Source organism: Eikenella sp. Marseille-P7795, from assembly GCF_916618725.1.
GTDB classification, from domain to species: Bacteria; Pseudomonadota; Gammaproteobacteria; order Burkholderiales; family Neisseriaceae; genus Eikenella; species Eikenella longinqua.
The window spans coordinates 131,222-144,450 of sequence record NZ_CAKAJZ010000004.1; the positions used below are offsets into that span (position 1 = coordinate 131,222).

Consider the following 13,229-nt stretch of genomic DNA (forward strand, 5'->3'; position numbering starts at 1 on the left):
GCCCTACTCCGATTGTTTGGTTAAATCACAACACCTTGCCCAGCGCATACACGCACCAGTCCATCAGCGTGCTCGGCATCAGGCCAAACAGCAGCAGCCCCAGCGCGCACACCGACAAGGCCACCCGGCTGGCTGCCGCCATCGACAGCGGCGCCGTTTCCACGGCCTCATCCATATACATCACCTTCACCACGCGCAGATAGTAGAACGCGCCAATCAGCGACATCACCACCGCAAACACCGCCTGCCACACAAAGCCCTGCCCCAGCAGCGCCCGAATCACGGAAAGCTTGGCATAAAAGCCCGCCAGCGGCGGAATGCCCGCCATACTGAACATCACCAGCAGCATCAGGAAGGCATACCAGGAATGGCGTTGGTTCAGGCCGGCCAAATCGGCGATTTCCTCGCAATCGTGCCCCTCACGCGACAGCAGCATCAACACGCCGAAGCCCGCCATCGCCATCAGCGCATACACCAGCGCGTAGTACAACGCCGCACTGAAGCCGTGCAGGCCGCCCATAAACGCCAGCAGCACGAAACCCATGTGCGACACAGTAGAATACGCCAGCATGCGCTTGATATTGGCCTGCATCACCGCCGCCAGATTGCCCACCAGCAGCGAAGCCACCGCCAGAATATTCAGCATCGGCACCCAGTCGGCGTGCAGCCCGCCCAGGCCGGTAACCAAAATGCGGAAGGCAAACACCGTGGCCGCGATTTTCGGCGCCGTGCCCACCAACGCGGTCACCGCCGTGCTCGAGCCGTGATACACATCCGGCACCCACATATGGAACGGCACCGCGCCCAGCTTGAACGCAATGGCCACCACCACAAACACCAAGCCCAGCTTCAGCAGCCACGGATTGGCCATCTGCGTGAGCCCCGCCGCCAGCACATCGGGCAGCAGCAGCGAGCCGGTGGCGCCGTAGATCATGGAAATGCCGTAGAGCAGCAAGCCGGAAGCCAGCGCGCCGAGCACGAAATATTTCAAGGCCGCCTCGCTGGCGCGCACGTCGTCACGGCGCAGCGCAATCAGCGCATACAGCGACAGCGACAGGATTTCCAAGCCGATATACAGCGTGAGGAAATGGTTGGCGCTCATCATCACGCACATGCCCAGCAGTGCAAACAGCGTGAGCGTGTAAAACTCGCCTTTATAAATCTGGCGCGTTTTCAGGTAGCCCGGCGACAGCGCAAACAGCACCAACACCAGCGCATACACCGCCAGCTTGCCCACATAAGACAAACCGTCAAGCACAAACATGCGGCTGAAGGTTTCCACCGGCTCGCCCGGCCATAAGGCTACCTGAAAAACCGCCGCCGCCAACACAGCCAAAGAAGCCAGACAGGCCGTGATGCCGCGCTTTTCGTCCGGCAGCCACAAATCCACCAGCAGCACCGCGCACAATGCCGCGAGCAGCACGATTTCGGGCATGGCGGGGATTAAGTTCAAATCAGTCCAGTTCATTCACACACCTCAAATCTTGCTTTGCGCCACATGCGCGATCAAATCGTTGGCCGCCTGGTGCACCACGGCGATAAACGGCTCCGGCCACAGGCCCATGCCCAGCACGGCGGCGGCCAGGATGGCCAGCACAGCAAATTCGCGGCGGCCGATGTCTTTCATTTCGGCCACATGCGGGTTGGTCACCGCGCCGAAAATCACGCGCTTATACATCCACAGCGTGTAGGCTGCGCCCAAAATCAGCGTCAGCGCCGCCAGCGCGCCCACAATCAGGTTGTAGTTCACCGCGCCCATAATCACCATAAATTCGCCCACGAAGCCCGATGTGGCGGGCAGGCCGGCGTTGGCCATGGCAAACAGCATCATGAAGGCGGCAAATTTCGGCATCACCGTTACCACGCCGCCGTAGTCGGCAATATTGCGGCTGTGCAGGCGGTCGTACATCACGCCGATGCAGAAGAACATGGCGGCAGACACGAAACCGTGCGAAATCATCTGCATAATCGCGCCTTTCAACGCCCACGGCTGCAATTCCGTCTGATTGGTAAACAGGAACATGCCCAAGGTAACGAAACCCATGTGGCTGATGGAAGAATACGCCACCAGTTTTTTCATATCGGTTTGCACCAGTGCCACCATGCCGATATAAATCACCGCAATCAGGCTGAGCACGATGATGGCGGGCGCGAAATAGCGCGATGCGTCGGGCAGAATCGGCAGGATGAAGCGCAGGAAGCCGTATGCACCGAGCTTCAGTGTAATCGCCGCCAGCACCATCGAACCGCCGGTGGGTGCTTCCACGTGCGCATCGGGCAGCCAAGTGTGCACCGGAAACATCGGCACTTTCACCGCAAACGACAGGAAGAAGGCGGCAAACAGAATCTGCTGGGTAAGCAGCGGAATTTGTTTGATGTTTTGGAAATCGTCAATCGCAAAGCTGCCGCCGGTCTGGAACGACAAATACACCAAGGCCACCAGCATCAGCAGCGAGCCCATCAGCGTGTAGAGGAAGAGCTTCACCGAAGCATACACGCGGCGCGGCCCGCCCCACACGCCGATAATCAGATACAGCGGAATCAGCATGCCTTCAAAGAAAATGTAGAACAGCATGGCATCGCGGGCGGCAAACGCGCCGTTAATCAGACCGGACATAATCAGGAAGGCCGCCATATACTGCGCCACCTTTTTCTGAATCACTTCCCAGCCCGCAATCACCACCATCAGCGTGATAAAGGCGTTCAAAATCACAAACAACACGGAAATGCCGTCCACGCCCAGCGCGTAGTTGATGTTGAGCGCGGGAATCCACGAATAGAACTCGTTGAACTGGTAGCCGCCGCTCAAGCGGTCGAACTGCGTAAACAGCGGCAGCGTTACGGCGAAACCCGCCGCCGCGCCGACCAAGGCCAATATCCGCGCCAAGGGGGCACGGCGGTCGCAGCCGGTGGCCAGCACCAATAGTCCGGCGGCTATCGGCAGCCAGCTTGCCAAGCTGAGAAGGTGGTTGGAAAACATAGTTATAACCTGCGGTATGAATAAATAAGTCGTTGTTGTTCTGCGTTTGCCGTTTTCAGACGGCCTCTAAACGCTGCCCTCTTTTTCGATGACCAAAATGCGCGCTTCGCCGCGCGGGTGGGCGACGTGTTCCGCGCCGACTCCGGCATAGAAGATGTCGCCGCCGCGCAGCCGAGCCACGCGCTCTTCGCCGTTTTCGCGGTAGTGCATATCGACTTCGCCGCTCATCACGGCAAACACTTCCTCGCCGTCGTTCACATGCCATTGGTATGGCTGGTCGGTCCAGTGCAGGCGCACGGTGGTGCCGTTCAGATTGGCGATGCTGCGCGCGCCCCATGCCCTGTCGGCGGTGAATTCGGCGGCGCGGATGATGTCGGTTGCGCTCATTTTTTCCTCTGTGTGGTGTTTTCAGACGGCCTTTTCAGTTTTCAGGTAGCCTTAATGACTTGTTCCATCTGAACGGTTCACTTCCTGATCGAAACGGATAAAGGCGGCAATCATGGCCTGCCACACGGCTTCTGCCACATCGGGCGACAAGCCCGCTGCCGCAGCCTGTTCGCGCCTCGCTGCCAACACCTGCGCCACCCGATCGGGCGCGGCCACGGCCTGCGCGTCGTGCTTGGGTTTCAGACGGCCTGCCTGCGCGACCAACCGTTGTCGTTGTGCCAGCAAATCAATCAGCCGACTGTCCAACGCGTCAATCGCCTGCCGCACTTCGGCCAAGGTATCGGGCAAGCTATCGGCATTCATTTTTCAGGTAGCCTTTATCTGAACCAAAGCTGCCAGAAAAACACCACAATCAGCACCAGCACGCCGGACACCATGGCGGCGGCGTAGGTGTAGATAAAGCCGGTTTGCACGCGGCGCACCTGCCCGGCCACTGCGCCGACCAGTTTGGCCGCGCCGTTTACCAAGCCGTTGTCGATGATGGCGGTATCGACGGCTTTCCAGAAGAAGCTGCCCAGCGCACGCGTGCCTTTGGCAAACACGGCGAAGTAGATGTTGTCGAGGTAGTATTTGTTTTCAAACAGCACATACACCGGGCGGAAGGTCTGCGCGATTTTGGCAGGCAGCTGCGGCGCTTTCACATACAGGAACCACGCGGCCAATACACCGCCGACGGCCAGATACAGCACGGGCGTGTGCAGGCTGTGCGACACCATGCCCATTGCGCCGTGGAACTCTTCCTTCATGATATGCATCACGGGGTGCAGCTCGTGATTGACATAAATCACGTCTTTGAAGAAATCGCCGTACAGCATCGGCTCGATGGCGATGTAGCCAATCATCACGGACGGAATCGCCAGCAAAACCAGCGGCAGGGTAACCACCCACGGGCTTTCGTGCGGGTTGTCGGACGGCTTCAGGCCGTGGTGGTAGCCGTGGTCGTCGTGATGGTCATGCTTGGCCTCGCGCCAGCGTTCTTTGCCGTGGAAAACGATAAAGTATTGGCGGAAGGCGTAAAACGCGGTAACGAACACGCTGGCCAGCACGGCGAAATAGGCAAAACCGCTGCCGGGCAGGTTGCTGGCGTGCACCGCTTCGATAATCGAATCTTTGGAATAGAAACCGGAGAACAGCGGCGTGCCGATGAGGGCGAGGTTGCCCAGCAGCATGGTGAACCAGGTAATCGGCATGTATTTGCGCAGGCCGCCCATATTGCGCATGTCCTGGTCGTGGTGCATGCCGATGATCACGCTGCCCGCCGCCAAGAACAGCAGGGCTTTGAAGAAGGCGTGGGTCATCACATGGAACATGGCCACGGAATAGGCGGACACGCCCAAGGCCACAGTCATATAGCCGAGCTGCGACAGGGTGGAATAAGCCACTACGCGCTTGATGTCATTCTGAATCGTGCCGAGGAAGCCCATAAACAGCGCGGTAATCGCGCCAATCACCATAATCACGCTCAACGCGGTGGTGGACAATTCATACATCGGCGACATACGCGACACCATAAACAGGCCGGCGGTAACCATGGTGGCGGCGTGAATCAGCGCAGAAATCGGGGTCGGGCCTTCCATGGAATCGGGCAGCCACACATGCAGCGGGAACTGCGCGGATTTGCCCATCGCGCCGACAAACAGCAACAGGCAGGTGATGGTGATCAAATCCCAGCCGAACAGGGTGCTGCCGACCACGTTGGGCAGATAGGCGAACACGTCGGCATAGCGCAGGCTGCCGCCGAAATAGGCCAGCACGAGGCCGATGCCGAGCACGAAGCCGAAGTCGCCCACGCGGTTCACCAAAAAGGCTTTCAAGTTGGCGAAAATCGCGCTGTCGCGTTTGAAATAGAAGCCGATGAGCAGATATGACACCAAGCCGACCGCTTCCCAGCCGAAAAAGAGCTGGATGAAGTTGTTGGACATAATCAGCATCAACATGCTGAAGGTAAACAATGAGATATAGCTGAAGAAGCGTTGGTAGCCGACTTCTTCGTCCGCCATATAGCCGATGGTGTAGATGTGCACCATCAGCGAGACGGAAGTGACCACCACCATCATCAGCGCGGTGAGGCTGTCCACCAGGAAGCCGACTGAGAAATCCAACCCGTTCATGGTCAGCCAGGTATAGACGTTTTCATCGAACTTGGCGCGGCTGCCGTCGATAAATCCGCACAGCACATAGGCCGACAGCACGGCGGACACGGCCACGCCGAGTATGGTAACCGTGTGCGCGCCCCGGCGGCCGATGGTGTTGCCGAACAGCCCGGCCAGCAGGCAGCCGGCCAATGGCGTGAGGGCGATGATGAGGTATAAAGTCATGTCTGTCATAGTGTTGCCATCCTTGCGGATCAATCTTGTTATGTGTGCGGCATATTTTTCAGGTAGCCTTTACGGCTGCCGCATGAGGCTACCTGAAAAACAGCGGTGCGTTTTCAGGTAGCCTGTACCCTAGCCTTTCAGGTTGTCCAAATCACTGATGTTGATGCTGTTCCGGTTGCGGAACACCAGCACCATAATCGCCAGACCTATGGCCGATTCCGCCGCCGCCACGGTGAGCACGAAAAACACGAAAACCTGCCCGGCGGTGTTGCCCAAATATTGCGAAAACGCGATGAAATTGAAGTTTACCGCCAAAAGCATCAGCTCAATCGACATCAGCAGCACCAGCACGTTTTTGCGGTTCATGAAAATGCCCATCGCGCTGATGCCGAACAGCAAGGCGGCCAGCACCAGATAATGCGTAATCGTAATCATGCCTTGCCCTCCTCTTTCGTCTCTGCGTGGCTACCTGAAACTTCTTCCGCAGCCGCTTGCGGCACCTGCACCACGGCTTCCATCTTCACCATGCGCAGGCGGCCCCGATTGGCATCCACCTTCACTTGTTCGGCCGGATCCATACGCTTCGGATTCACCGTTTTACGGTGCACCAGCGCAATCGCCGCCACCATGCCCAACACCAGCAGCACCGCCGCCAGCTCGAAGGGCAGCAGGTAAGTGGTGTAGATTTGGCTGCCCAAATCGCGCACATTGCTGTAATCAGCCGGCATATCCTTCATCGGGCCGAAGGCTGCCAGATTGGTATCCGGCGCAATCAAAATCATGATCAGCGCCACCGCCATCAGCACGCCCACCACGCCGGCCACCGGCGCATGCCGCCAGAAACCGGCGCGCATCTCTTCGATGTCCACGTTCAGCATCATCACCACAAACAGGAACAGCACCATCACCGCCCCCACATACACCACCACCAGCGTGATGCCGAGGAATTCGGCCTGCATCAGCAGCCACATCATCGCGCTGGTGCAGAAAGTGAGCACCAGATAGAGCGCGGCGTGCACCGGATTTTTCGCGGTAACGGTTTGCAGCGCGCCAAACAAGATGATGGCCGCCAGCACATAAAACAGAATCAGGGAAAAAGTCATGTTGGCACTCCCTTAGCGATAAGGCGCATCGGCCGCTTTGCGCTTGGCGATGTCGGCTTCATATTGGTCGCCGATGGCCAGCAAAATCGGCTTGGTCATGTGCAGATCGCCCTTTTTCTCGCCGCAGTATTCGAAAATATGCGTTTCCACAATCGCATCGGTGGGGCAGGCTTCCTCGCAGAAACCGCAGAAAATACATTTGGTTAAATCAATATCATAACGCTTGGTGCAGCGCGTGCCGTCTTCGCGCTCCTCGCTCTCGATGTTGATGGCCATCGCCGGGCACACCGCCTCGCACAGTTTGCAGGCAATACAGCGCTCTTCGCCGTTCGGATAGCGGCGTTGCGCGTGCAGCCCGCGGAAACGCACGGATTGCGGCGTTTTCTCCTCGGGAAACATGATGGTTTCCTTGCAGGCGAAAAAATTCTTCAGCGTCAGGCCCATGCCCTTCACCAGCTCGCCGAGCAAAAAGGTTTTTACTAAATTAGCCATTGTTATTTATACCCTGTAGTGGGTTGATTCAAATCATTCAATTATTTTTCAGGTAGCCTCATGCAGCCTGCCGGCTACCTGAAAACTATTTCCACAGGCTCAGCGGCGACACCATCCACAAGCCCAAGAACACGATATAGACAAAGCCGATGGGAATCAGCACCTTCCAGCCCAAGCGCATGATTTGGTCATAGCGGTAGCGCGGGAAGGTGGCGCGGATCCACAAGTAGCCGTAGAGCACCATCGCCATCTTGGCAAACATCCAAAACGCGCCCGGCGTGCCGATGATGCCCCAGCTTTGCGGGAAGGGCGACAGCCAGCCGCCGAGGAACATCAGTGCGGTGAGCGCCGCAATCAGAATCATGAAAATGTATTCGGCCAAGAAAAACAGCGCAAAGGCAAAGCCAGAATATTCCACATGGAAACCGGCCACGATTTCCGATTCGCCTTCGGCCACATCGAACGGCGCGCGGTTGGTTTCCGCCACCGCAGAAATCAGATACACGATGAAGATGGGAAACAGCGGCAGCCAGTTCCAGGAAAACACCGAACCGCCGGCGATGCCCGTGGCCTGCGCCGCCACGATGTCGGAAAAATTCATGCTGCCCGACACCATCACCACGCACACCAAAGCCGCACTCATGGCAATTTCGTAGGAAATGCTCTGCGCGGAGGAGCGCATCGCGCCCAAAAACGCATATTTGGAGTTGGAAGCCCAGCCGGCAATAATCACGCCATACACCGACAGCGAAGTAATCATCAGGATATACAGCAAGCCCACATTCACATTAGTGAGCAGCCATTCGCTGGAAAACGGAATCACCGCCCACGCCGCAAACGCCGGCGCCAGCGACATCATCGGCCCGATGTAAAACAAAGCCTTATTCGACAATTTCGGCCGGGTTACCTCTTTAAACAGCAGCTTGAACACATCGGCAAAAGGCTGAATCAAGCCCCACGGGCCGGTTACGTTCGGGCCCACGCGCAGCTGCATAAAGCCGATCACCTTGCGCTCGAAATAAGTCAGATACGCCACCGTTAAAATCAGTGGAATCAAGATGATGACAATCTTCACCAAAATCGACACCACCAATCCGATGTCGCTGCCCGCCGCGCCAAACCAGCCGGCAAACAAGGCTTGGAACCATTCTTGCATGTTTAGCCCCTCCCCAATTCAATTGCGTTCATCAGCCCGCCCAGCACGGCATTGGCCGGATGCAGCGGCAGGTGCACCACATTTTCAGGTAGCCCTTCATCGGCGCGCACCGTTACCGGCACGCTGCTGCCGTTCTGCTTGGCCACGGCAGCAGCGCCGTCGGCCAAACCCAACGCGGCCAGCGTGTTCGGATGCACCCGGGCCGGCGGCACTTGCGCCTGCACGGTTTGCTGCAAAGACTCGGAGCGGCGCACAATAGCGTCGGTGTGGTAGATGCCCACCCCGCCCACGCGGGTCAGGCCGGCCGCAGCCGGCGCGGCTTCGCCCTGCCAGCTCACGGCGCTATTCAATTTTTCAGGTAGCCTTTCGGCATCCACGGCTTCGCGCAGCACGGCTTCGCTGCTGTCGTAATCAAAGCTGGCCAAACCGCACACATTGCCCAACACGCGCAACACTTTCCACAGCGGGCGCGAATCGGCATAGCCTTTCAGCACGCCGCGGAACGATTGCAGGCGCCCTTCCATATTGATGAGGCTGCCCGAAGTTTCGGTGAACGGCGCAATCGGCAGCAGCAGGTCGCACACTTCCAGCAGCGTGTCGCTCACGAAGGGCGTGAACGCCATCACGGTTTGCGCTTGTTTTAAGGCGGCCACGGCTGCCGCACCGCCGGCCACGTCGATTTCCGGCTCCACGTTCAGCAGCAGCACGGCTTTCTTCGGCTGCGCCATCATTTGGCCGATGCTGTTGCCCTGATCCACGCCCAACACCTCGGCGCCCACGCTGTTGGCAGCCTGCGGCAGGATGCCCAAAGTGGCGCCGGTGGCGGCGGCCAAGGCTTGGGCGGCAGCATAAATTGCGGCGTAGTCGGGATGGTTTTGCGCTTCGGCACCCAGCACGATGGCGGCCTGTTCGGCGCCGTGCAGGCTGGCGGCCACAGTGGATTGCGGGTCGGCCAGCAGGTTTTTCAGGTAGCCTGCCCAATCGTTCGGGTGGCGCACTTCCTGTGCCAACAAAGGCATATACAACTCTTCGCGCTGCGAGGCGAGCAGGTTCAGCGCCATGCCGTTTTTGGCGGCGCGGCGCAGGCGGGCGGTGAGCAGCGGTTGCTCTTGGCGCAAGGTGGCACCCACCACCAATACCGCGCCGCAGGTGGCCAGGCTTTCGATGCTGCGGCCAAGCCACGGCGCGCCTTGCAGGCTACCCGAAAGCCGGTCGTCTTGCTGGCGCAGGCGGCTGCTGAGATGGCGGATGCCGAGGCCGGCGGCCAGTTTCTTGGCCAAATAGAGCTCTTCCACGGTGTTCATCGGGTTGAGCCACATGGCGGTTTGGCCGTCGCCGTCTTCTTTTTGGATGCATTCCAAGGTTTTGCGCACATATTCCAGCGCGGTAGGCCAATCCACATCGTGCCATTCGCCGCCGTGTTTGATTTTCGGCTGGCGCAGGCGGCTGGCGTGGTTCAGCCCTTCGTAGGCGAAACGGTCGCGGTCGGAAATCCAGCATTCGTTGACGGCTTCGTTTTCCAACGGCAGCACGCGGCGCACGGTGTGGTCTTTGGTTTGCACGATGAGGTTGCTGCCCAGCGCGTCGTGGGCGGAGATGGATTTACGCCGGTTTAGTTCCCACGAGCGGGCGTTGAAACGGAAGGGTTTGCTGGTGAGCGCGCCCACGGGGCATAAGTCGATGACGTTGCCCGACAATTCGGTTTCCACCACGCGGCCGATAAAGGGCATGATTTCGGAATGTTCGCCGCGGTAGGCCATGGCGATTTCCTGATTGCCGGCGATTTCTTCGGTGAAGCGCACGCAGCGGGTGCAGTGGATGCATCGGCTCATTTCGGCGGCAGACACCAAGGGGCCCATGTCTTTGCCGGCCACGGCGCGTTTGGGCTCGGTGTAGCGGGTGGTGGATTTGCCGTAGCCCATGGCCAAATCTTGCAGCTGGCATTCGCCGCCTTTATCGCAAATCGGGCAGTCGAGCGGATGGTTGATGAGCAGGAATTCCATCACGCCGGATTGCGCTTGGCGGGCTTTGTCGGAATGGGTGCGCACCACCATGCCGTCGGTTACCGGGGTGGCGCAGGCGGGCAGCGGTTTGGGGGCTTTTTCCACGTCCACCAGGCACATGCGGCAGTTGGCGGCGATGGAGAGTTTTTTGTGATAGCAGAAGTGCGGGATATAGGTGCCGAGCTTTTGCGCGGCTTCAATCACCGTGGCGCCCTTCTCTACCGATACTTCCTTACCGTCAATGCTGATTTGTAACATAGCTCTTCCTAGCTATTTAATTCATTGGTTTGCATTTTTCCCCTGCTGGGCAGGGGATACGTTTTCAGCTATCTGATTAATCTTACCCATCTAGCCTGCGTTTTGTTACCGCCACCATTTCGCCTGGAAATCAGGGGAAACGTGGATGGAATTATCTATTTTGTACTGTCCATTTTCCCTAACCAGTTTAAAACGGGCTACCCCGTCCGTCTTGCCGAAATCGGCAGATACCGTATTGCCATGTACGGAGAACTTGGGCGCATTCCATGCAAAGCCGCCGTTACCGGGCTCTGACCAAAGACCGCTGTAGCATCGGGGAATCACTGCGGAGCAGTCTTCATCTGCCTGAAAACGTCTTTTCTCTTGAGCCAACACTGCAATAGCAGAGCGGCTCAGAAAGCGTTTGGTTGCATTTTCGGCTGTTCGTTCCTGAACACACACACCTTTGGCATTGCAGTCCAAAAATCCTTTGACCACTGAAATTTTTTGGGCATCGTCTTGATTTCCGGCCAATGCCTGTTGTGCATTCAATGTGGCAACTACGCTAAACAAAATCCATGCAGCTGTTTTTTTCATTGGTTATTTCCTTGATAAACAGTGATTCAATCAATCTCAAATTTTTCAGGTAGCCTCTTCCACTAGCACCATTGATGCACTTTCATCGGTTTGCCGTGTTCGATGTAGTAGACGAACTCGTGGCGGTAGTGCTTCATGAAGCCGCGCACGGGGAAGACGGCGGCGTCGGCCAGGGCGCAGATGGTGCGGCCGGCCATGTTGTTGCCGATGCTTTCCAGCAATTCGAGATCTTCCATGCGCCCTTGGCCGCTGACGATGCGGTGTACGATGCGGTACAGCCAGCCGGTGCCTTCGCGGCACGGCGTGCATTGGCCGCAGGATTCTTCGTAGTAGAAATAGCTGAGCCGCTCCAAGGCTTTCACCATGCACACGTCTTCGTCCATCACAATCACCGCGCCGGAGCCGAGCATGGAGCTGGCCTTGGCGATGGCGTCGTAATCCATGGTGAGAGTCATCATCATCTCGCCAGGGATAACGGGCGAAGAAGAGCCGCCGGGAATCACGGCTTTCAGCTTTTTGCCGCCGCGCATGCCGCCGGCCATTTCCAGCAGTTCGGCAAAAGGGGTGCCGAGCGGCACTTCATAATTGCCGGGGCGCGCCACATGGCCGGACACGGAAAACAGCTTGGTGCCGCCGGCGTTTTCGATGCCTTTTGCGGCAAAGGTTGCACCGCTATCGCGGATGATGAAAGGCACGGAGGCGAAGGTTTCGGTGTTGTTGATGGTGGTGGGGCGGCCGTATAGGCCGAAGGAGGCGGGGAATGGCGGTTTGAATCGCGGCTGGCCTTTTTTGCCTTCCAATGATTCGAGCAGCGCGGTTTCCTCGCCGCACACATAGGCGCCGTAGCCGTGGGAGGCGAAGAGCTCGAAATCAAAGCCCAAGCCCATGATGTTTTTACCGAGCAGACCGGCTTGGCGCGCTTCGGCCAGGGCGGCTTCAAAGCGCTGATAGCCTTCGAAAATTTCGCCGTGGATGTAGTTGTAGCCGGCGGTGGCGCCCATCACATAGCCGGCAATAATCATGCCTTCGATCACGGCGTGCGGGTTGAAGAAAATGATGTCGCGATCTTTGAAGGTGCCCGGCTCGCCTTCGTCGGTGTTGCACACCACATACTTGGCGCCTTCGATGTTGCGCGGCATGAAGCTCCATTTCAGGCCGGTGGGAAAGCCTGCGCCGCCGCGGCCGCGCAGGTTGGAGGTTTTGAGTTCGGCGATCAGGTCGTCTTGCGGAATCTTTTCGCTGAGGATTTTGCGCAATGCCTGATAACCGCCGCGCGCCTGGTAGGCGGCCAGCGTCCAGCAATCGGGAGCGGCGGTGTCCACCTGCTCGAAAATCACGCCTGGTTGGTAAATAGCCATGTGTTTGCCTAGCTTGTAAACTTTTGATTCTTATTTATTTCAAGTTTTCAGGTAGCCTGAAAATAGTTTTCCAATGATATGGTTTAATTAGTTATCTCACGAATACGTTTGTAATCGTCTAACTTAACAACCCCATCAGACTCAACCACCTTAATATCAGTTACTCCTCTATAGGGCGCGTCTCGATAAGTTACGCGATACCAACCATTAGCCCTGGGTGTGATGCTGACAATCCCGCTTGCTCCACCGCCATCTTGTGCACTTGTCCGCAAAGCATATGCGGCATAGCAATGCGCAACAGTGCAGTCATATTCATCTCGATATACTGCCTCCAACTTTGCTAACAATCGCTGTGTCGCAACCCTGTTGCCTTGATCGGCTAAATCACCGCCCCCGAATACATAAACACGGTAAAAGTGCGTGATAGCCTGCCTAGCCTGCTGTTCACTCACCTCCGCCAATACGGGGGAAGACATCAAAACCATCAATGCAAGCAGTCCCAATTTTTTCATTTGACTCATCCTTTAATGCACTATGC

General features: G+C 57.6%; 13 protein-coding genes. All 13 read right to left on the reverse strand.

Annotated elements, in window-relative coordinates; genetic code table 11:
• Window positions 1–25 precede the first annotated feature (25 nt).
• Entirely contained in the window at window positions 26–1,468 is a 1,443-nt protein-coding gene (gene nuoN, locus LG371_RS08025) for an NADH-quinone oxidoreductase subunit NuoN (protein WP_225748218.1), read from the reverse strand.
• Between the two features lie 9 nt (window positions 1,469–1,477).
• Complete coding sequence (locus LG371_RS08030) at window positions 1,478–2,980, reverse strand: NADH-quinone oxidoreductase subunit M (protein ID WP_067594051.1); 1,503 nt, start codon at window positions 2,978–2,980, stop codon at window positions 1,478–1,480.
• A 66-nt stretch (window positions 2,981–3,046) separates the two neighbouring features.
• Window positions 3,047–3,367: a cupin gene (locus LG371_RS08035; RefSeq protein WP_067594054.1), complete on the reverse strand. Its 321-nt coding sequence runs from the start codon at window positions 3,365–3,367 to the stop codon at window positions 3,047–3,049.
• A gap of 51 nt (window positions 3,368–3,418) precedes the next feature.
• Window positions 3,419–3,730, reverse strand: a complete 312-nt coding sequence (locus LG371_RS08040) for a chorismate mutase (protein WP_067594057.1) — start codon at window positions 3,728–3,730, stop codon at window positions 3,419–3,421.
• Between the two features lie 14 nt (window positions 3,731–3,744).
• Entirely contained in the window at window positions 3,745–5,754 is a 2,010-nt protein-coding gene (gene nuoL, locus LG371_RS08045; protein WP_225748219.1) for an NADH-quinone oxidoreductase subunit L, read from the reverse strand.
• Window positions 5,755–5,874: 120 nt separating this feature from the next.
• Complete coding sequence (gene nuoK, locus LG371_RS08050; RefSeq protein WP_067594063.1) at window positions 5,875–6,180, reverse strand: NADH-quinone oxidoreductase subunit NuoK; 306 nt, start codon at window positions 6,178–6,180, stop codon at window positions 5,875–5,877.
• Window positions 6,177–6,848, reverse strand: a complete 672-nt coding sequence (locus LG371_RS08055; protein ID WP_225748220.1) for an NADH-quinone oxidoreductase subunit J — start codon at window positions 6,846–6,848, stop codon at window positions 6,177–6,179. The genes nuoK and LG371_RS08055 overlap by 4 nt, the downstream gene beginning before the upstream one ends.
• A 12-nt stretch (window positions 6,849–6,860) precedes the next feature.
• Window positions 6,861–7,340, reverse strand: a complete 480-nt coding sequence (gene nuoI / locus LG371_RS08060; RefSeq protein WP_225748221.1) for an NADH-quinone oxidoreductase subunit NuoI — start codon at window positions 7,338–7,340, stop codon at window positions 6,861–6,863.
• 85 nt (window positions 7,341–7,425) lie between these two features.
• A complete protein-coding gene (gene nuoH / locus LG371_RS08065) occupies window positions 7,426–8,496 on the reverse strand; it encodes an NADH-quinone oxidoreductase subunit NuoH (protein WP_067594072.1) in 1,071 nt (356 codons plus the stop codon).
• A gap of 2 nt (window positions 8,497–8,498) precedes the next feature.
• Complete coding sequence (nuoG, locus tag LG371_RS08070; protein WP_225748222.1) at window positions 8,499–10,757, reverse strand: NADH-quinone oxidoreductase subunit NuoG; 2,259 nt, start codon at window positions 10,755–10,757, stop codon at window positions 8,499–8,501.
• A 105-nt stretch (window positions 10,758–10,862) separates the two neighbouring features.
• A complete protein-coding gene (locus LG371_RS08075) occupies window positions 10,863–11,333 on the reverse strand; it encodes a hypothetical protein (RefSeq protein ID WP_067594078.1) in 471 nt (156 codons plus the stop codon).
• A gap of 62 nt (window positions 11,334–11,395) precedes the next feature.
• Entirely contained in the window at window positions 11,396–12,691 is a 1,296-nt protein-coding gene (gene nuoF / locus LG371_RS08080; protein WP_225748223.1) for an NADH-quinone oxidoreductase subunit NuoF, read from the reverse strand.
• Between the two features lie 83 nt (window positions 12,692–12,774).
• Window positions 12,775–13,203 carry a hypothetical protein gene (locus LG371_RS08085; protein ID WP_225748224.1) on the reverse strand — a complete coding sequence of 143 codons (429 nt, stop codon included), beginning with the start codon at window positions 13,201–13,203 and terminating at the stop codon, window positions 12,775–12,777.
• Window positions 13,204–13,229: the final 26 nt, after the last annotated feature.

What these genes read in the sequence shown, in the direction of transcription:
- nuoN (WP_225748218.1), bottom strand. Translation starts at nt 1,468, where the DNA reads ATGAACTGGACTGATTTGAACTTAATCCCCGCCATGCCCGAAATCGTG.
- LG371_RS08030 (WP_067594051.1), bottom strand. Translation starts at nt 2,980, where the DNA reads ATGTTTTCCAACCACCTTCTCAGCTTGGCAAGCTGGCTGCCGATAGCC.
- LG371_RS08035 (WP_067594054.1), bottom strand. Translation starts at nt 3,367, where the DNA reads ATGAGCGCAACCGACATCATCCGCGCCGCCGAATTCACCGCCGACAGG.
- LG371_RS08040 (WP_067594057.1), bottom strand. Translation starts at nt 3,730, where the DNA reads ATGAATGCCGATAGCTTGCCCGATACCTTGGCCGAAGTGCGGCAGGCG.
- nuoL (WP_225748219.1), bottom strand. Translation starts at nt 5,754, where the DNA reads ATGACAGACATGACTTTATACCTCATCATCGCCCTCACGCCATTGGCC.
- nuoK (WP_067594063.1), bottom strand. Translation starts at nt 6,180, where the DNA reads ATGATTACGATTACGCATTATCTGGTGCTGGCCGCCTTGCTGTTCGGC.
- LG371_RS08055 (WP_225748220.1), bottom strand. Translation starts at nt 6,848, where the DNA reads ATGACTTTTTCCCTGATTCTGTTTTATGTGCTGGCGGCCATCATCTTG.
- nuoI (WP_225748221.1), bottom strand. Translation starts at nt 7,340, where the DNA reads ATGGCTAATTTAGTAAAAACCTTTTTGCTCGGCGAGCTGGTGAAGGGC.
- nuoH (WP_067594072.1), bottom strand. Translation starts at nt 8,496, where the DNA reads ATGCAAGAATGGTTCCAAGCCTTGTTTGCCGGCTGGTTTGGCGCGGCG.
- nuoG (WP_225748222.1), bottom strand. Translation starts at nt 10,757, where the DNA reads ATGTTACAAATCAGCATTGACGGTAAGGAAGTATCGGTAGAGAAGGGC.
- LG371_RS08075 (WP_067594078.1), bottom strand. Translation starts at nt 11,333, where the DNA reads ATGAAAAAAACAGCTGCATGGATTTTGTTTAGCGTAGTTGCCACATTG.
- nuoF (WP_225748223.1), bottom strand. Translation starts at nt 12,691, where the DNA reads ATGGCTATTTACCAACCAGGCGTGATTTTCGAGCAGGTGGACACCGCC.
- LG371_RS08085 (WP_225748224.1), bottom strand. Translation starts at nt 13,203, where the DNA reads ATGAAAAAATTGGGACTGCTTGCATTGATGGTTTTGATGTCTTCCCCC.